General features: G+C 52.6%; 18 protein-coding genes. 15 read left to right on the top strand and 3 right to left on the bottom strand.

What is annotated here, in order from left to right; genetic code table 11:
• The first annotated feature begins 151 nt into the window (after nucleotides 1-151).
• The 3 genes from VIN76_RS09715 to hmpA all read left to right on the top strand — a co-directional run bounded on the left by VIN76_RS09715 (nucleotide 152) and on the right by hmpA (nucleotide 3,220).
• On the top strand, nucleotides 152-616 hold the full coding sequence (locus VIN76_RS09715; protein WP_332041645.1) for a hypothetical protein: 465 nt from the start codon (nucleotides 152-154) through the stop codon (nucleotides 614-616).
• Entirely contained in the window at nucleotides 616-1,836 is a 1,221-nt protein-coding gene (locus VIN76_RS09710; protein ID WP_332041644.1) for an NnrS family protein, read from the top strand. The genes VIN76_RS09715 and VIN76_RS09710 overlap by 1 nt, the downstream gene beginning before the upstream one ends.
• Nucleotides 1,837-1,987: 151 nt before the next feature.
• Complete coding sequence (gene hmpA, locus VIN76_RS09705) at nucleotides 1,988-3,220, top strand: NO-inducible flavohemoprotein (RefSeq protein ID WP_332041643.1); 1,233 nt, start codon at nucleotides 1,988-1,990, stop codon at nucleotides 3,218-3,220.
• Between the two features lie 92 nt (nucleotides 3,221-3,312).
• Here hmpA and VIN76_RS09700 read toward each other — a convergent pair whose 3' ends face one another.
• On the bottom strand, nucleotides 3,313-3,573 hold the full coding sequence (locus VIN76_RS09700; RefSeq protein WP_332041642.1) for a hypothetical protein: 261 nt from the start codon (nucleotides 3,571-3,573) through the stop codon (nucleotides 3,313-3,315).
• A gap of 136 nt (nucleotides 3,574-3,709) precedes the next feature.
• Here VIN76_RS09700 and VIN76_RS09695 point away from each other — a divergent pair, with 136 nt between their 5' ends.
• From VIN76_RS09695 to VIN76_RS09675, 5 genes are all read left to right on the top strand, one after another.
• Complete coding sequence (locus tag VIN76_RS09695; protein ID WP_332041641.1) at nucleotides 3,710-4,132, top strand: hypothetical protein; 423 nt, start codon at nucleotides 3,710-3,712, stop codon at nucleotides 4,130-4,132.
• A complete protein-coding gene (locus VIN76_RS09690; protein WP_332041640.1) occupies nucleotides 4,129-5,073 on the top strand; it encodes a cation diffusion facilitator family transporter in 945 nt (314 codons plus the stop codon). Before VIN76_RS09695 ends, VIN76_RS09690 begins: the two co-directional genes overlap by 4 nt.
• 147 nt (nucleotides 5,074-5,220) lie before the next feature.
• Nucleotides 5,221-5,955, top strand: a complete 735-nt coding sequence (locus VIN76_RS09685; protein ID WP_332041639.1) for a TorF family putative porin — start codon at nucleotides 5,221-5,223, stop codon at nucleotides 5,953-5,955.
• 31 nt (nucleotides 5,956-5,986) lie between these two features.
• A complete protein-coding gene (locus tag VIN76_RS09680) occupies nucleotides 5,987-6,808 on the top strand; it encodes a hypothetical protein (protein WP_332041638.1) in 822 nt (273 codons plus the stop codon).
• Between the two features lie 494 nt (nucleotides 6,809-7,302).
• Complete coding sequence (locus tag VIN76_RS09675; protein ID WP_332041637.1) at nucleotides 7,303-7,464, top strand: DUF1328 domain-containing protein; 162 nt, start codon at nucleotides 7,303-7,305, stop codon at nucleotides 7,462-7,464.
• A gap of 222 nt (nucleotides 7,465-7,686) precedes the next feature.
• Here the strand turns inward: VIN76_RS09675 and VIN76_RS09670 are convergent, their stop codons facing one another.
• The gene (locus VIN76_RS09670; protein WP_332041636.1) at nucleotides 7,687-9,345 is read right to left on the bottom strand and encodes a PP2C family protein-serine/threonine phosphatase; all 1,659 of its coding nucleotides are present in this window, start codon (nucleotides 9,343-9,345) and stop codon (nucleotides 7,687-7,689) included.
• Between the two features lie 166 nt (nucleotides 9,346-9,511).
• On the opposite strand from VIN76_RS09670, the gene VIN76_RS09665 reads away from it, so the two are divergent.
• The 4 genes from VIN76_RS09665 to VIN76_RS09650 are packed head-to-tail and all read left to right on the top strand — an operon-like array spanning nucleotide 9,512 to nucleotide 14,976.
• The gene (locus VIN76_RS09665) at nucleotides 9,512-12,076 is read left to right on the top strand and encodes an MFS transporter (RefSeq protein WP_332041635.1); all 2,565 of its coding nucleotides are present in this window, start codon (nucleotides 9,512-9,514) and stop codon (nucleotides 12,074-12,076) included.
• A gap of 19 nt (nucleotides 12,077-12,095) precedes the next feature.
• A complete protein-coding gene (locus VIN76_RS09660; RefSeq protein WP_332041634.1) occupies nucleotides 12,096-13,388 on the top strand; it encodes a histidine kinase in 1,293 nt (430 codons plus the stop codon).
• A complete protein-coding gene (locus VIN76_RS09655; protein ID WP_332041633.1) occupies nucleotides 13,385-13,792 on the top strand; it encodes a hypothetical protein in 408 nt (135 codons plus the stop codon). Before VIN76_RS09660 ends, VIN76_RS09655 begins: the two co-directional genes overlap by 4 nt.
• On the top strand, nucleotides 13,789-14,976 hold the full coding sequence (locus tag VIN76_RS09650) for a hypothetical protein (RefSeq protein ID WP_332041632.1): 1,188 nt from the start codon (nucleotides 13,789-13,791) through the stop codon (nucleotides 14,974-14,976). Before VIN76_RS09655 ends, VIN76_RS09650 begins: the two co-directional genes overlap by 4 nt.
• Here VIN76_RS09650 and VIN76_RS09645 read toward each other — a convergent pair.
• The gene (locus tag VIN76_RS09645; RefSeq protein ID WP_332041631.1) at nucleotides 14,963-15,295 is read right to left on the bottom strand and encodes an STAS domain-containing protein; all 333 of its coding nucleotides are present in this window, start codon (nucleotides 15,293-15,295) and stop codon (nucleotides 14,963-14,965) included. The genes VIN76_RS09650 and VIN76_RS09645 overlap by 14 nt on opposite strands.
• A gap of 141 nt (nucleotides 15,296-15,436) precedes the next feature.
• Here VIN76_RS09645 and VIN76_RS09640 point away from each other — a divergent pair, with 141 nt between their 5' ends.
• Genes VIN76_RS09640 through VIN76_RS09630 form a run of 3 tightly spaced genes read left to right on the top strand, consistent with a single transcriptional unit; the run spans nucleotide 15,437 to nucleotide 17,612 of the window.
• Nucleotides 15,437-15,856, top strand: a complete 420-nt coding sequence (locus VIN76_RS09640) for an ATP-binding protein (RefSeq protein WP_332041630.1) — start codon at nucleotides 15,437-15,439, stop codon at nucleotides 15,854-15,856.
• A gap of 53 nt (nucleotides 15,857-15,909) precedes the next feature.
• Nucleotides 15,910-16,401, top strand: coding sequence for an SET domain-containing protein-lysine N-methyltransferase (locus VIN76_RS09635; protein ID WP_332041629.1), 492 nt, complete (start codon nucleotides 15,910-15,912; stop codon nucleotides 16,399-16,401).
• A complete protein-coding gene (locus VIN76_RS09630; protein ID WP_332041628.1) occupies nucleotides 16,398-17,612 on the top strand; it encodes a diaminopimelate decarboxylase in 1,215 nt (404 codons plus the stop codon). Before VIN76_RS09635 ends, VIN76_RS09630 begins: the two co-directional genes overlap by 4 nt.
• The last annotated feature ends 82 nt before the right edge of the window (nucleotides 17,613-17,694 follow it).

Below are 17,694 nucleotides of genomic sequence, written 5' to 3'. Positions count from 1 at the left end.
CGTCAGGCTGAGTGCTAACGGAAATAGGGCGCAATGGAGTGCAATGCTTGCACCCGGAAACTTAAAAGATGTATTTGATATATATCAAATCAACCTTGACTATTCTGGGCTATCCCCCTCTCATGCCGCATCTGGTATAGAAGAGAGCGATATGGATGACTACACGATAGCGCGGGTAATTCACGTCGCCAGCATAGTGCTGTGGATGGGCGGGGTAGCGTTCGTGACTATGGTTGCCATGCCTGCGATCCGGCGGCAATCGGAGGGGGAAGATCGTTTGTCCGTATTTCACGGGCTGGAAAACGGTTTTGCGTGGCAAGCCAAAATATGGGTTTTGCTGGCCGGGGCGAGCGGATTCTGGATGACCTGGCGGGTTGATCTGTGGGACCGCTTTCTGGATATCCGTTACTGGTGGATGCACGCGATGGTTATCCTCTGGCTCATCTTCATGGTCATGCTGTTCATTGCGGAGCCATTGTTCCTGCACCGCCGGATGAAGGAATCGACCAAACCGGGCCGTGATTTTGCCAGGATGGAGATGTTGCACCGGGTTCTGACGCTGTTCGGGATCATAACGATCATGGGCGCTGTGGCGGGCAGTCACGGGCTTATCTGATGCGCGGATTTCTGGCGATCATCTTTGCAGCGGCCCATCGTCTCTTGTTCCTGACCGGCGTGCTGAATTTCGCGTTCCTGATGCTATGGTGGACCGCAGCGCTTATTAATCTTTATATCTTACCTTTTGGCATGGTTTCCGGCGCGGTTCCGGCGACATTTCTTCATGCGCCGGTGATGCTTTATCTGATGTTACCCGCTTTCTTTTTCGGCTTTCTGCTAACCGTATTTCCCCGTTGGAGCGGCTTTGCCGATTTGCAGCGGAGGCAATATGCGCCGATCGGCAGTGCGTTTTTCCTTGCCACCATCATCGCCTGGGGTGCGCTTATCGGCGACAATGCCCTGTGGCTTGTGGCAGCGCTTGCCATTGCCGGGTTGGGCTGGCTGATCGCATTGTGGCATCTGGCTGTCATATTGGCCGCCGAAACGCGCAGCGATAAGGGGCCAACATGGCATGCCTGGTCGGCCTTTACCGCTCTTTGCTTAGGGCTGTCGGGGCTCTGTTTTTCCGCATATTTTCTGCTGACGCTGGACGGTCGCGCCTATTTGCTGGCAAATAGCATCGGCACATTCGGCTTTATGCTGCCGGTATTTCTGACCGTCGTACACAGGATGATCCCGTTTTTTGCCGGTAATGTGGTGGCCGGTTATGTGCGCTGGCGGCCCTATTGGGTGCTGGCACTGGTATGGGTTTTCCTGATCCCGCTGATGCTTGCGCCGATCATTGATAGCGCGCAGTTGCAATTTATCGGGGCGCTCGCCCTGTGCATGCTCACGGCCATCATGCTTTGGCGCTGGTGGCCAAGAGGCGATGCGCCGGGACTTCTCATGGTACTGATATGGGGCTTTGCATGGGCGCCGGTCGGATTTGGGTTGATCGCACTCGGCCATTATGCCGGACTTTCAGGTTTTGATTTCAGTCCTGGCAAGGCGCCTGTTCATGCAATTTATATCGGCATGGCGGGGAGCTTGATAATCGCCATGGTCACGCGCGTGACCCAAGGCCATTCGGGAAGACCGCTCACCATGAACCGGGCGGCGTGGATTGCCTTTTGGGGGATAGAATTATCCGCGCTGGCAAGGATCGTCGCCGGGCTTCGCGGGGAGCATGGCCACTGGCTTGTCCTGGCCGGTATCATCTGGATTCTGCTCGTCACGCCATGGGCTTTGAAACAGGCGCGAATCTATCTCGCCAGGCGCGCGGACGGGAAACCCGGATAGCCGGAACCTGGCCGTTAATAGCACCGATATATGGCGGAAAACTAAGCTAAAACAGGTATCCGAAATTTTCTGCAATTTACGCTTGCCAGAGCTCCCTTATAGCCCTATCAAAAAGAAGTAATTAATATACATCTTTAAAGAGGATAGACATTTGTTAAGCCAGAACACCATTGCCATCGTGAAATCCACCGCCCCCATTTTGCAGGAACATGGCGAAACGCTGACCAGGCATTTTTACCAGCGCATGTTCTCCCACAACCCGGAAGTGGGTCCGTTTTTCAACCCCGCAAACCAGACCAAGGGAACGCAGCAACGCGCTCTTGCCGGTGCGATATGTGCCTATGCGGCCAATATTGATAATCTTGAGGTTCTGGGCGACGCGGTTGAGTTGATCGCCAACAAGCATGTCTCCTTGATGATTAAGCCGGAACATTATCCGATTGTTGGCGAAAACCTGCTCGCTTCGATCAAGGAAGTGCTGGGCGACGGGGCTACCGATGATGTCATTAACGCCTGGGCAGAGGCTTATGGCTTTCTGACCGATATTCTGGTTGGCCGCGAAAAACAGATATACAGCGATAGCGCGACCAAGGACGGCGGCTGGGAAGGTTTCCGCAAGTTCAAGGTGGACAGAAAAGACAAGGAAAGCAGCAATATTGCGTCTTTCTATCTGAAGCCGGAAGATGGCGGTCCCTTGCCGGACTTTATGCCGGGCCAGTATATCACGATCCGGGTGCCAACCCCCGATGGCTCGACCACCATGCGCAATTACAGCCTGTCAAACAAACCGGGCCGCGACTATTTCCGTATCAGCGTGAAGCGCGAGCTTGCCCTCGTCGACGGAGCGCCGGACGGCTTTGTTTCGAACATGCTGCATGATAATATAGAGCAGGGTGACACGCTGGAAATCGGCCCGCCCTGCGGCGAGTTTTTCCTGAACGTCAAGGACCGGCATGAACGTCCGCTTGTCCTCTTGGCTGCGGGAATTGGCATCACCCCGATCATGAGCATATTGAAAACGACGCTGGAGGCGATGCCGGATCGAGAAATAATCCTGATCCACGGCTGTCTGACCGACGAGGTCCAGCCGTTCAAATCCGTGATTGACGAATTTTCGGCCAAGCATCCCAATCTCAAGGTCCATTATCGTTATAGCGATCTCGCGCCGGATGCCGATTTGCCGGACGAAAATTGCTCGACCGGCTTTGTTGATGCGGAGTTGATTGAATCAATGGTTCCGGACCGCCATGCAGATTATTATTTCTGTGGTCCCAAGCCTTTCATGATCAATATTTATCAGGATTTGCTGCTCTGGGGTATTCCCTCATCACAGGTGCATTTCGAATTTTTCGGCCCTCGTGAAGAGCTGGAAAAGGCGGCGTAACAAAGCGCCAAGAATAAAGCGCCACAGATTTTGGCCCGATTATATATGGGGCTGGCCCAGCACCTGACAGGGCGCTGGGCCAGCCCCTTTTGTTAGTGTTCAGCTTTATCCAGCAATGTTTCTAGTGCCTTGCTGACTTGCTGTGCTTCCTCGGCAAGGCTGGATTCGCGCTCGGCGCTCATCGGGTCTTCTGCGCCCATGCCTTCGGATTCTGATTCCAGCATATGATCGACATCGGATTGCCAGCTTTGCAGCAATTCAAGTTTTGTGTCATGGTCAAGACTGTTATCGTTAAGGATTTCGGAAGGATTCCCGTATTTTCCTCTGGGATTAGCGTCATTTGATTGGGTCATATATTTGCTCCATAGATTGAATATAAACGCGGTTACCGTGCAAAAGTTGCATAAAATCAGGTCCGAAAACCGGAGGCACCGAAACCGCATCCTGATGGCCGGGAACCGTTCGCGCAGTTCTGGGTTTATTCCCACCATGCGCGCCGCTTTCCTTTTGATGTTTCCCCTCTTCTTGCCCGGCTGCGATGCTGTGCCCGCTGATCCGGAACAGACGCTGGCCCGCGTGAAGGAGAGCGGGCAGCTGCGTGTCGGCATTGTTGAGGGCACACATCCCGAAGCAATTGAGGGATTTGTGCAAATCATGGAAAGCAAGACAGGTGCCTCTGCCGAACCCGGTCGCGGAGACGCGGAACATTTGTTGAAAAAGCTTAAAAACGGGCAGCTTGACATTGTTATCGGACCCTTTGCCAGAAAAAGCCCCTGGAGGCGGCAGGTCTGGCTAAGCAAAGCTTTGGATGGCGGCGATCCGGCGGATGACGAGCCGGTATTGCGTGCGGCGGCCCGCAATGGTGAAAATCGCTGGATCATGGCGATTGCCGAAACGGTCAAACAGCAATGAGCAGCGACAGCGGAGTTCCCCCAGTCACTCCTCCAGCCATCCCCGAAGCTATTGCCCAAGATATTGCCAAGGCGCGGCGGCTGGAAATCTGGACCTTGCTATGGACTGGCTCAATCGTCCTTGTCATGGGGCTGGTGATGGGATCGAGCCAGGCGATGAAGTCCGCATGGATCGAGGATGTGTTAAGCCTGGTGCCAGCGATCGTCTTCCTGATCGCCCTGCATTTCGAAAAACGGGAACCAAACCAAAAATTCCGCTTCGGCTATCGGCGGGTTAACAGTCTCGCCTTTTTGATTGCAGCAGTGACCCTGACCGGCGTTGGCGGATTCCTTTTGTTTGAAGCTGCAAAAACCCTGTTGATGCAAGAGCATCCGACGATTGGACCGATTACGATATTTGGCCATACAATCTGGCTCGGCTGGCTGATGATCGCGGCGTTACTCTATTCGGTCATTCCGCCGGTCATATTGGGTTATATGAAGCATCCGATAGCAGAGAAAATACAGGACAAGGTTCTGCATACGGATGCCCTGATGCAAAAAGCGGACTGGATGACCGGGCTGGCGGGCATTGTCGGCGTTATGGGCGTCGGTCTGGGATATTGGTGGGCCGACGCGGTCGCAGCGGGCTTTATTTCTTTCGAGATATTGCGCGATGGTATTAAAAACCTCCGCATCGCGACGGCAGAGCTGATTGACGGGATGCCCCGCGAATTGGAAAATGATGATATCGCGGACGATGCGCTTGAACTTGAACAAGCATTGCTGCGGCAATATCCGGATGCCAAAATCCAGATGCGTGAAAGCGGGCGCTATATTCTGGTCCAGATCGGAAATATCTCTGTGGATGAATGGCGCGGAATCGATTCCAATGTACTTCCCGAACGGCAATGGCGCGTGGACCAGATAAGTTTGAAATGCCCTACAGAGGCAGAGCGTTAAGCCGCGCTGTAATTAGACAGAAGGTCAACGGCGCGCGAAAAGTAAGGGCGCGTTTGCCCAAAGCAAAAACCATAAACTGATATTTACGTATATTTATCCCAATGTCATTATGTTAGCGAGATCGTTTATAGAAATGGGGCAATATTAATGACGGCACGAGCGACAGGAAAAATCTGTAAATTGATGATGTGTAGCGGATTGGTTCTTTCCTCGATATGTTGGTCAAATGCTGCCAGTGCACAAGGCTCCGGCTCGGACCTTTCCCCTCCTCCGGCGCTTGACCTGTCGTTTAATGTCGGCGTTGTCAGCGATTACCGTTTCCGCGGGGTCAGCTTCTCTGATCGTGATCCTGCCTTGCAGGGCGGGGTCGATCTTTACCATCAATCCGGCTTTTTTGCAGGCGCGTGGGCGACAACAATCGAGGAATATGCCGGGTCTGATGTAGAGCTTGATCTCTATGGCGGCTATGCGGGCGAAGCAGGCGGGCTGGAATATTCGGCGAGCCTGTATTATTATGCCTATCCCGGCGGCAATGACGTAAATTACCTGGAACTTCAGGGTATTGTGGGAAAAACCATCGGTCCGGCACAGGTCGAGATGGTGATGGCTTTTACCCCCGATCAGGATAATGCGGTCGATAATCTCTATCTTGGCGCGGGGGCCAGTGTCGGCATTCCGAACACGCCCTATACGGTCAATCTGCGCGGCGGCCGTGAAAACGGGGCTTATGACAATAAATGGGATTGGGAAGCCGGCATTTCCTATTCGCGCGACTGGCTGACCATATCGGCGAGCTATGTCGATACCAACTATTCGGGGATCAATGAAGCGGGCCGCAATGGCCGGGCAGGTTTCCTGGCATCGGCAATAGCCAGTTTCTAAGAGTAAGGCAGGGCAGGGGGGATCAGCGAAAATGGCTGGAAAAACAGCAACAGGCCAATCCGCACCGCGGCTGTTTCTTTCGGTCGACATGGTCGGGTCTACGCAGTTCAAGGCACGCTTCACCGGCAAGGACAGCGCCGACTGGCTCGACACATTCCGCACATTTTTTACCAACTTCCCGTTGATGCTGGCGGGTCAGGTCGGCTTTGAATTTCTGGATGATGAAGGTTCGACACCGGCGGTCGATGTCTGGAAAGTCATGGGTGATGAACTGATTTTCGTGGCGCAGCCCTCCAGCCCCGAAGAAATGACGGCCATCCTCTGTGCCTTGCTGCGCACCATGCAGCTATACGAGGATCGCCATTACCAGACTTTGCCCTTGCGCCTGAAAGGCACGGCCTGGCTTGCCGATTTCAATGGCCAGAATATCGAAATAGATATTCCCGAATTGTCGAGCGATGACGGGGGGCAGCATATCGATTTTATCGGTCCGGATATTGACCTTGGTTTCCGCCTGTCAAAATATTCACGGCCATCCTCGCTGGTGCTGTCGATCGAGCTGGTCGATATATTGCTGACCGCGAAAAACAGGGAGATGGCCGCGCTCTATCATGTCGGTAGCGAGGAATTGAAGGGCGTGATGTTCGGACGCCCCTATCCGATATTCTGGATGCACCTTGCCGATGCGGAATTTGTGTTCTTCCCGTGGGAAACCGAAGCCTGTTCCTTGATGGCCAAAGCGAAGACCATGACGCCAACACCGGAATCTGGATTGCAGCAGGTCATCGGCGATATGCGCCATTACCTCAAAAAGATGCAGGGGATCGAACAGCCCCGGATGGTGCTGGGTTAGGGGGTTAAGTGTTGGAGAATCCTAATCATCCCAACACCGTCATTCCCGCGTAGGCGGGAATCCAGCTAGGCCGCGTGGACAAATTCGATAGGTCGTTTCAACGTCTGCTATGACGCGGGTTTCAACGCTGGCACCTGCTTGTCCGGTATCGCCCCGAAGGCGGTCGTTTAGCGCGAAACTTCTATTACCTGAAACCTGCCATTAAATCGGACAGAACATGAAGGCTCGTAATGGGCCGGGAGCGGAATGCCCCGCTGCCCCCGCCGATGCCTACTTTGGCAGAGCCGAAACCATCATCAAACAAAGAGAAAGGATCATCGCCTACCCTAATGGGGCAGGCCAAACGGTATTGCTGTCGAGTCGACCCTGTCGTTTGTTGTCCGACAGACTATCTCTCTTTGTAGTTTAACTGGCAAGGCGATAGATCATACCTGTGCAACCTATATGACCGATCGGAGTTCTATCTACATCGTCAATGGTCATGGAGATTTTTAATGTTACGCTATGCAATCATATTCCTAGTCATCGCTATCATTGCGGCATTACTTGGTTTGGGCGGGGTCGCTGGTTTTGCGATGTATCTGGCGTATGGAGCTGCCGTGATTTTTGTAATTTTGCTGGTTCTGCATTTGCTAGGCGTCAGCACGAAGCTCTAGGCGTTGAGCTATGTTTGAGTGGTCGTATCGAGATAAAAGCTGTCAGTCAGCAAACCACCCACAAACTGTCGCTTTGGAGCCGCAGAAAACATCCTGAACGCCGACGGTAATTTATCTCCGGAATTTGTCCACGCGGCCTAGGACAAAGCCGCAATCTACTGAATTAGAAAGCTGGATTCCCGCCTGCGCGGGGACGAGTGGGGGTTATGGGGTGACGATGCTTTAGGAAATTTCAGGTCCACCCACCTTCGCCGCGCCTTCAAAGCAAATCACCAATATCGCAATATCATCGGATTGCGGCACACCGCCGGCAAAGCTGTGGACGCTGCCGACCAGACCTTCAGCCACGAATCTGGCGGATGGTTTGGACTTTGCCTGGGCCAGCGCGCTATCAATCCTGTCGGTGGTGAAAAGCGCCTGATCGGCGTTCTCGGCCTCTGACACGCCGTCGGTAAACATGACCAGCGCGTCGCCCGGCTGCATCGTGAAGCGGTCCGTCATGTAAGGCACATCGTCAAATACGCCCAGCGCCATGCCGGGCTGTTTCGCCATCCGTTCAACCGATCCGTCCGCATGCACGATAAAGGGCGCTTCATGGCCGCCGTCACTATATTCCACTTCGCCGGTTCTGAGGTCGAGTATGCCGCAAAATGCGGTCACGAACATTTCGGCTGCATTATCGCGGGAAAGCTCTGCATTGACCCGTTCCATAATTTCGCCGGTGCTCTTGGCATTGAGCGCAGTGGCTTTGAACAATGTCGTCGTCATGGCCATGAACAAAGCGGCGGGAACGCCCTTGCCAGACACGTCTCCAACCACGAAAAACAGCCGGTTTTCGTCAATCAAAGTATAATCATATAAATCGCCGCCCACTTCCTTTGCCGATTCCAGCAAGGCATAAACATCAATATCTTTGCGCTCCGGAAAGGGCGGGAATTTGCGGGGCAGCATGCCAATCTGGATATCCCGCGCGGCGGTCAGCTCACCCTCGACCCGCTCGCGCGCCGCTGTTGCTGCCTCCATCTCGACCAGATAGCGTTGCAGTCGCGCGATCATGGTCGCCATGGCGTCGGCAAGGGACCCGACCTCGTCCCGGCGAGATCCGCTAATTGCCTTGATCTCCTCCATCTCCTCCACATCCGGTTGAAAGCTGTTCTGTTCCATGTTGCGGGTAAAGCTGGTCAGTTTTAACAATGGCCCGACAATCCGGCTGATAAGCAACCAGCCAATCGCCATGGACAGCACAAACATCGCCAGCCCGACACGAACCGATTCAATCAGTGCAGCAAATAGCCGGTCATCCAGTATCGCCAGGCTGACATCCGCGCCGATCACATATGTCCGGCCATCCTGCGCTTTAACCGGAAGGTAAATGGAACGAAAACGCCCAAAGGAATCGCTATATTCATCAAAGCGTATCTGGCCATCCCGAAAGCTTTGATACAAAGCCTGCGGCGCGCTTTCATAATAATCGAAAAAGCCGGTTTGCGTCCCCGCCTTGATTTCTGCGGGCGTTGCACTGGTTGAAACGGTGTGGATTTCATCGCCGAACAACATGTAACTATAAACATAATCAAGATCGGAACGCTCCGCAAAACGCGACATACGATCTTGCAACTGGTTAAACTCGCTGCTGGAGATCGAGTTTTCATCATTGATGCGTTGATGATAGCCATCGGGAACAATTTCCCGCACCGCATGGGCCGCCGTGCGCAATCGCCCGTCTATTCCGGAGATAATCTGGTCCCGGTCAACATAATATAACACTGCCGAATAGGCGATTGCGGCAACCAGGTTCAGGACGAACAACAACAGTAAAAGTTGCGCCTTTAATCCAAAACGATGGGTGCGTTGCACCGCCTTTTCACCGTTGTCATTCATCGCTATTATTTGCCCCGTTTAACCATTTGGCTTTTGCCTGATCGTCCGATACGACCGAGATTTAACCATATTGTGTTAAGAAATCCGTGCAATAGCGGATTGCAGATGTAAGTGCGGCGCCGCCGATGCAATGGTATTTCGGAGACATGAGAGACTAGGAGGAAAAGTGCAGATATTCGTTAACCGCCTTTTCCACGTCCAGCCCGGGGAATGGGTAAAACTGTTGCAATTCGGTATGCTTGCGTTGCTACTAAATGCCGGTATCGGCATCGGTTTTAGTGCCAGTGACGCTGCGTTTATCAGTAATGTCGGGCCGGATAAACTTCCCTTAATTTTCATGCTCACGCCTGCGGTGATGCTGGTTTACACGGCGCTGTTTTCATATCTGATGGTGCGGTTTTCCATTGACCATGTTGTCGATATTACTTTGGCAATGCTGTTCGCGGGGGGCGTCATATTATGGGCCTTATTCGAAGCTGGCTTGCCACCGGAATGGCAGACAGTCCTGTATTATGTCCTGAAACTTTATGTCGTTGCGTGGTATATCGCGATCTATTCGCTATTCTGGAACTTCACCGACACTTATTTCGATATTCAGGACGCGAAACGGTTATTCCCTTTATTTTCCGCCTGTTGTGCCTTGGGAATGGCGATAGGTGCATCCATTGTGGGCTTGTTTGCTGCGTCACTTCCCATGCATTATTTCATGTTGATCTGGTCTGGTATCGTGTTGCTGACCGTGCCTGTCGCGCAGCTACTTCGGCGCAGATGGCAGCGCATTGCGGATAGTGATATTGATATTGAAGGGGAGGAAATAGACGTACGCCGGCAAATCGCGCTTGTCATTTCTTCCTTTGGCCGGTCGCCTTACGTGTTGATGCTTACGCTCACGCTTTTTGTTACCTTATTGCTGACCAATCTTATCGAATTCCAATATTCCACGGTCTTTGAGGTCGGGCGCAGTGAGGCGCAGCTCGCCGCCCTGTTCGGACAGCTTTATGCCGCTGCCAATATATTCAATCTTCTGATCTGCCTGTTCCTGTTCAACCGTCTTGTCGGGCGAATGGGCGTGCGTAATGTCGCGCTTATTTTGCCGGTAACCTATTTTGCCGCCTTTGGATTTTTCTTTCTCGTTGGCGGCCCGATGGCGGCATTAGCGGCCTTTTTCGCCTATCATGGTGTATTGACATCAATTGAATATAATAATCAGAACTTGCTCTTTAACGCAGTGCCAATGACCGTAAAGCGGCCCTTGCGAACGGTGATTGAGGGTCTGGCTGAACCTCTGGCCAGTTTTTTGTCAGGCGGGTTCCTTTTGCTGGCAGCATTTAGCAGCGATATGCGGCAATTATCGGGCATTGGTGTCATTACCAGCGGGCTTTTAATATTCATTGTGATGGCATTACGGCATTATTATCCGGCGGCGATGACAATCAATATGCGCCGCGGCTGGATGAGTTTTGCTGCCAATGTAGGACCAGGAAAAACCTCCGCTGATATTCGGGCAAATCCTGCGGTGATCGATCATGACCGGACCAGGGAATTGGAAACACTGCTTGAGAGGCTGGAGACAGCGCCTCCGAAAGCTGTCGGTGAAATTATTGCTGCGATGCAAAACCTTGTCCTGCCGGGGGATATTGGTATTGTCCGCGGGCTGACACGCATATTACCCAAGCTTGAGCGCGCGCACCGCCTTTCGGTTATCGACATGCTCGGAACGATTGATGATGCCCAATCTATTCCGAACATGGTTGAGAGTGCGGCCCAGCTCAGCCCGTTTGAGACGCGCAAATTCGAAGGAATATTGCGTAATTTTGGTGATATTGCGATCCCTAGCCTAACGGATTGCATGTCCAATGCGGATATGTCCTACCGTGCGCGATCACTTTCTGCGCGGGCCTTGGCCATGCTATCCCCCGCGCAGTTCAATTCACAGCTTGACCAGATTGTTGAAAGCGAAGTCGCCCTTGCACATGAAAGTATAGAGAGTGTCCGCAATATTGCGCAAGAGGCGGATCAAACGGTGGCACTTCGCCTTTTGGCTCAGGCTATTGAAGAACGCATTGGGGCATCAGTGGATTTCGTGCTCGAGCTATTGGCGCTTGGCGGCCGGTTGCCGAATTTTGATTTGCTCATCGTTTCGTTGCATTCGGCCAATCAAAAAGTGCGCGGTAATGCCATTGAAACGATAGAAAGCGGGTTGAATCACAGCACATTCAAAATGCTCAAGCCGCTGATCGAGCGCGAAGATAAAGAATCCCAATCGTCGCCGACGAGCAGCCAGACCGGAATATGCGAGCTATTGTCGGATATTCTGCAAACGCCCAGACCGTTTGAAGTTGCTGCGGCCGCCCATGCGCTGTCGCAATATTATGACGTGACCGACTTGGCCCCGATTCTGCGTAACGCACTGAAAAGCCGTCCCACGCAAATGGTGCGTTCGACTATTGCGATATTGCTGAATCTTGACGCAGAGCCGGAACCCACGATCATTGACCAGATAAGCGCCATACAGAAGCGTCCCGAACTGGCTAAGGCGCCGATCATGTCACTACTAGCATTGGCCGAGCAGCTCACCTCGGTCCAGGAAAGTCTCGATGACAGGGCAATCGATCTAAACGGCCAAAGGATGTGGCTAAGGCGCAGACATATTGAGGATGTTGCCTGCCGCTTTCCCGCACTGGCGCTGATTATGCTGCGAATGCAGGACGGGCGTGCTTATGCAGCCTAAAATTGTAAGGCAACAGGGCATGGCTATCCAGACCTTGCTACTGCGTTATTTCCTGCCCGCTATTGCTGTTATCGCGATTGCTCTGGCGATATTTGTCTATAACCGGATTTATGACACGATATTGGAAGGTTTTGACGCCAAGCTGGAAACAACCAGTGCGCTGACGGGAGCATTAATTGACCCGGCCGACCATGACTGGCTGATTGAAAAGGCACGCGAAAAAGGCGGTCTTTCCGAGAGCGAGGCCGCCCAGATTGAGCAATCCGCGCAATATTTGCAAAACGCGGTACCGATGCGGAACATCCTGAAAGAACTGGACCTTACTTATCTCTATACCCAGCTCATTGTTGGTGAGGGGGATATCCTTTATATTCTTGATGCCACACAAGGGGATGACCATTCACCCCTCGGCACCATGGACCAGCTTCCTGCCGAGACAATGGATGGCCTGCGTAAGATTGCAAAAGACAGTTCTATCTATATCTCACCGATTGAATATCAGGAACAATGGGGTCTGTTAAAAACTGCTGCTGCGCCTGTTGGCAGCATGGACAGCAATATTGCCGCCAGTGCAGGGGCGGATGTCAATATTTCGGTTATCCAGATTGCGACCCAAAATATCCTTTTCGCCAGCGCGCTGATCGGTCTTGTTTCCCTGATAGCGTGCGGGCTGGTGACATTGATGCTGGTGCGCCGGATTGCCGTGCCGATCGCGCAGTTAAAGCGCGATGCGTTAAAAATTGCGGCAGGAAAACTTGCACCGCCAGAACAGCATGTGACCCCACGCGAAGCCGCTCTTCTGGGAGACAGCCTTGCCAATATCACCCGTAAGATTTCCAGCAAGAGGGATGATATCCAGGTCCAGACGCACATATCGAAGCGCAAGCAGGATGCGGAGCTTATCGACAACATCCTGTCAGCAGATGGGCAGGGCAGGACTGTCCGGTTAGTCGATAATGATTCAATATTGGCGGTCTGGATAGCCCGAAACCAGCCAGCGCCGCAGATGAACCTTAAAATGCACGCGATGAAAATGCTTTCCGGGCGTATCGCACAGGATGACGGGCTGGCATCAAAATGGCTGTCCTTTATCGATACGGCCCAAGAGAGCGTCATCATATTGGACCGCGCCACAGGTGTCATCCAATTAACCGGCAGCTTGACGATAGAGATATATAAGGGCGACGAAAGGGACACGGCCATTCCGTTTTCACCGGGTGATAAGATCGACCTTGGCGAAGCGGACAAAATCACCTTGCTTCTGGACCAGTCCGAAATAGCAGTAAACCTGCTAAGGGGGCGGCTGCTATGACCCAATATGACATAGCGTCCACCTGTGCAGCTTTGCGCCCTATTCTGCCCTTTGCGGAATTGGCGCAGGACGAGCTTGAAATCATTGCGCGCCATGGAAAGGTGCGGACTTACGAGGCGGGGGCTCTCATTCTTCCCAAGGCAAAAATCGCCAATATACTTGTCGTCCAATTGGCCGGAAGCGCGGTAATAGAACAAGAAGGCGAGGGGCAGGGGAGGCCTGCGCCAGCAATTTTTGATGCAAGCGGACTGCTATTTGGTCTGGAGTCCGTTGGGGATTATGTTGCTGGCCCCGATGGTCTGGACGCTTTGCTGTTCGCCAAGCCGCATGTCTATACCATGGCGCTTGAATGTCCTGCCTTCACTGTCGGGTTGCTACGCATGCAGGAAGGAAATGCGCGGTGAGGGTGAAGGCGATCATCATTGCATTTACTGTGCCGTTATTCATGCTGTTGGCGTGCGTCAACGGGGCACTGTTATATGTGCAGGACAAGGCGGAAATGACCCGTGCGCTTGATGCACAAGCTACGGCGGCGGCGGTGACAACGGCACAGTTTTTATCCGCCAGACCCGATGCGAAAATGCTGTCCCCGGAACAGGCGGATCGGTTGTCTCGTGCGGCTGCGCATATTGACGGTTTGGAACGGATGGTTCTGGTCCGCGATACAGCACCGGACGTGACTCTATTGGGATCGCGCGCTCCTGCGAACAGCAAGTATATCGTTACTGCAACAGCACCTGTGGGATCTGCGGCGGACCCCAGAGGCACCATATCGGCACAGATCGATTCAACGCCAATGTATAAAAGGCTGTCTGCGCTGAGATATAACATCATTTTGCTGGTCATCGGTGCAGGCTTGATTGGCGCAATATTGGGCTGGTTTCTGGGTCACCGGATCAGCCGTGAGCTGAACCATGCCACGGCTTTGATAGACAGTTTCTTTGATGGAGAAGTCGAGCAGGACCAGAAAAAACTGACGATCCGCGAGACAATTGACCTGTCCAATGCGGTGCAATTGATGGGCACCAGCATGCGTGCAGCAATGTCACGGCAAGACCGGCAAATGGCATATGCCGAGGTTAACCGCGACGAATATAGCAGCGTGCAAAGCTATAGAAAAAGCTGTTTCCCGCCGGTTAAAAAAGAAGCTTGCGGGACTGCGATTGCCATCAGGATGCTGGGCGATACAGCGGGGGGATGCTTCTACGCCATCGCGCAAAACGAACAAGAGGCCGCGGTCATTATCGGGGAATGTGGCGGTGATAAACCCACTTTAGCACTGGCCAATGCCCTTGCGGCACAGGAATATTTTGAGCGCAATATTCTGAATGGCTCTGCCGACAGGATAATTGAAGCTGGCGTCCGTGCCTATTCTGTAACCAGCATAAAGTGGATGAAATGGGACAAGGCCTCTCCGGCATCGTCTCAGATAATGGCACTATTCACGGACGAAGATTCCGAACGCGCACATGCTTATCATGCTCTTAATCCGGAATTGGAACCTGATATATTGATAGACGATCTGGCGGTCTTGTTGAAGCCCAGCGGTGTTATCGCCGTCCTTGGTCCTGCATCTAGGACAGTGTAGCGAGCGCGTCTTCCACTGTTGGCGAGATGACAAAGATACTCGTAAAGCCGCTAATATCGAAAACGTCCTGCACAGATTCCGCTAAGCCCGACAAGATCAATTTATTGCCGCTCGCTTTTCCCGCTTTCGCGCCTTTTAACAGGACGCGCAGACCCGCAGAGCTGACATACGGGACATCTAAAAGGTTCAATATCACGACCGGATTTGATTCCACCCGCGCGGGCAAGGCCGCTTCCAATATCGGGGCGGTATTGGTGTCCAACCGGCCCGAAGCGTGAAGTATAAGTGCTCCGTCAAGGGCTTCTTCATTCAGGTCCATCTAAATCTTCTCTTTTACAATCTTTGCCAAGTGAAGCCATTTGCAGCCCACCAGAGAGATATTATTGAAATTGCGTTATATTTTTTCTTCGCTTAAATCACTATGGTATAATCCAGCAAGATTCCGCTAGGGTCAAGTCATATGGAAACGCTTTTTTCCCGGACGCTAGAAAATGGCCGCGATGGCTTTACGACCCTTCTTGATGCGATAGAGGGTTTTCTTGCGGAACAATATGTGCCCGACAAAATCGCACAGCGCGTGATGATTTCCTGTGACGAGGTTATCAGCAACATATTGAATCACGCCCATATTGACGGAGTCCCCGACATTTCGGTCCGGGTAGCGGTGACGTCCGAAAATATTGCGGTTGAAATAATCGATAATGGCCCGGAATTTGACCCCCTGTCGGTCCCCGCTCCCGATACCAGCCTGCCTCTTGAAGACCGCAAGATCGGCGGACTTGGAATATATCTGGTGCGCGAATTGATGGACGATGTCAGGTATTTTTATGAAAATGATGAGAACCATCTACAATTTAATAAGATTGTCCCGTTATTGTGATTCTATATTCGGCAGCGGAAATATTTTCTGCTACCGACGAACGAAGGGCATTAATGGGGCATTTTGAAAATTTCATGTTATTATCAGCATCAGGTCAACCTAAAGCTGTGAAGAGCAGCGACCCGCTCACCCTTTGCTATATTGACGAGAAAAAGGGGCTGGGCGTCCGTATTCTTGTCGATTGCAAAGCGGATGAGGTAATTCACCATTTTACCGGTGAGATTAAAGCCGAGATAGAACAGCATAGCCTTCAGATATGGCAGGACAGCCATATCTGCGGCACGGAATATATCGGTTATCTCTCCCATAGCTGCGCCCCCAATTGTAGGCTTGATATGGATGGCTTCAGGCTGATTACAGTGCGTGATATTCGCGCTAATGACGTGTTGACTATTGATTATGCGGTGACCGAGGACCGTTTGTATCGTCAATTCGCCTGCCATTGCGGTGCACCCCAATGCCGACGCTGGATTACCGGACGCACAGAAGCGGTTCATGAGTCTGGCAAGGCCTATCTTGAAACATTAAATTGCGGGCCACAGTGAAAAGTCGGCATTGGTGGGAGCGCGATGATCTTTGCTACGTCGATGGCCGACTGACCTTTGCGGGCCATGATGTCTGCGCATTGGCGGAGAAAACCGTCGGTCCATTATATCTTTACAGTTCTGACCGAATAGTAGCCAATCTGCAGCGCCTGACCCGCGCGTTGGAGCAAACGGGCGGTGACCATCAAATATATTATGCGATGAAGGCCAACCGGTTTGAACCGCTTTTGACAATGATAGCACGAACGGGACTCTGCGGCGTCGATATCTGTTCCCCCGATGAACTGGACCGCGCTCTCGCATCGGGTTTTGCGCCAGCCCAAATCAGTTTTACGGGAACCGGTGTATCCAATGCTGATCTGGACCGGCTTTTACAGCATCCGGACATTCATATAAATTGCGACACGATCGGCATGATCCGGCGTATTGGAGAACGCAGGCCAAATAGCGCCATAGGCATAAGGGTTAATCCGGCCATGGGAACCGGATATGACGAGAGTGAAAAGCTGACCTATTCCGGAAATGGCACGACCAAGTTCGGGATCTACCGTGAACAATGGAACGAAGCACTGGCAATGGCGCGAGAATACGGGCTGACTGTTGATACGCTGCATTTCCATGTCGGCTGCGGTTATCTTTCCGGACAGCTTGACCAATGGGAAAGGGCGGTTGAAGCCTGCGCGCTATTCCTGAAAGACCTGCCCGATGTTAGGGCTGTCAATATTGGCGGCGGCCTCGGCCTTCCCCACCGCGTCGAAGATGATCTGCTGGATTTGGGGCGATGGGCGGACATATTGGCGCGGCATATCGGTTCCAAAAGCCCTTATGCGGGCCTGACTATCGCGGTTGAGCCGGGCGATTTCATCGTAAAAGATGCGGGCATGCTGATATTGTCGGTCTGCGATGTGGAAATGAAACGAGACACACTGTTCGCCTATGTCAATGGCGGCTTTAACCTGGCCCCCGAACCGGCATTTTATGACCTGCCGTGCGAGCCGGTCGTGTGCATCTTACCAGCGGATAATGATCCGCTTGTTCCCGTGACGATTGCAGGGAATATTAACGAGGCGCTGGATATCTGGGCAAAGGACCATCCGATGCCGAAGCTTGCTGAGGGGGATTACATCGCCTTTATCAATGCCGGTGGCTATGCTTCATCCATGGCATCAAACCACTGCATGCGCGGCCAGGCAACGGAGCGATTGTTGTAGATATCGGTTATTTTGGGAAAATATGCTTTTCTCTGCTGCGGCACTTCAATTGGATGGCAGACGCCAATCTCATGCGGCTTTC

Origin of the sequence: Parasphingorhabdus sp. (genome assembly GCF_036568145.1) — a bacterium.
GTDB lineage: Bacteria > Pseudomonadota > Alphaproteobacteria > Sphingomonadales > Sphingomonadaceae > Parasphingorhabdus.
The sequence above is the reverse complement of the archived record's forward strand: the minus strand, read 5'-3'. Positions and strand labels throughout refer to the sequence as shown.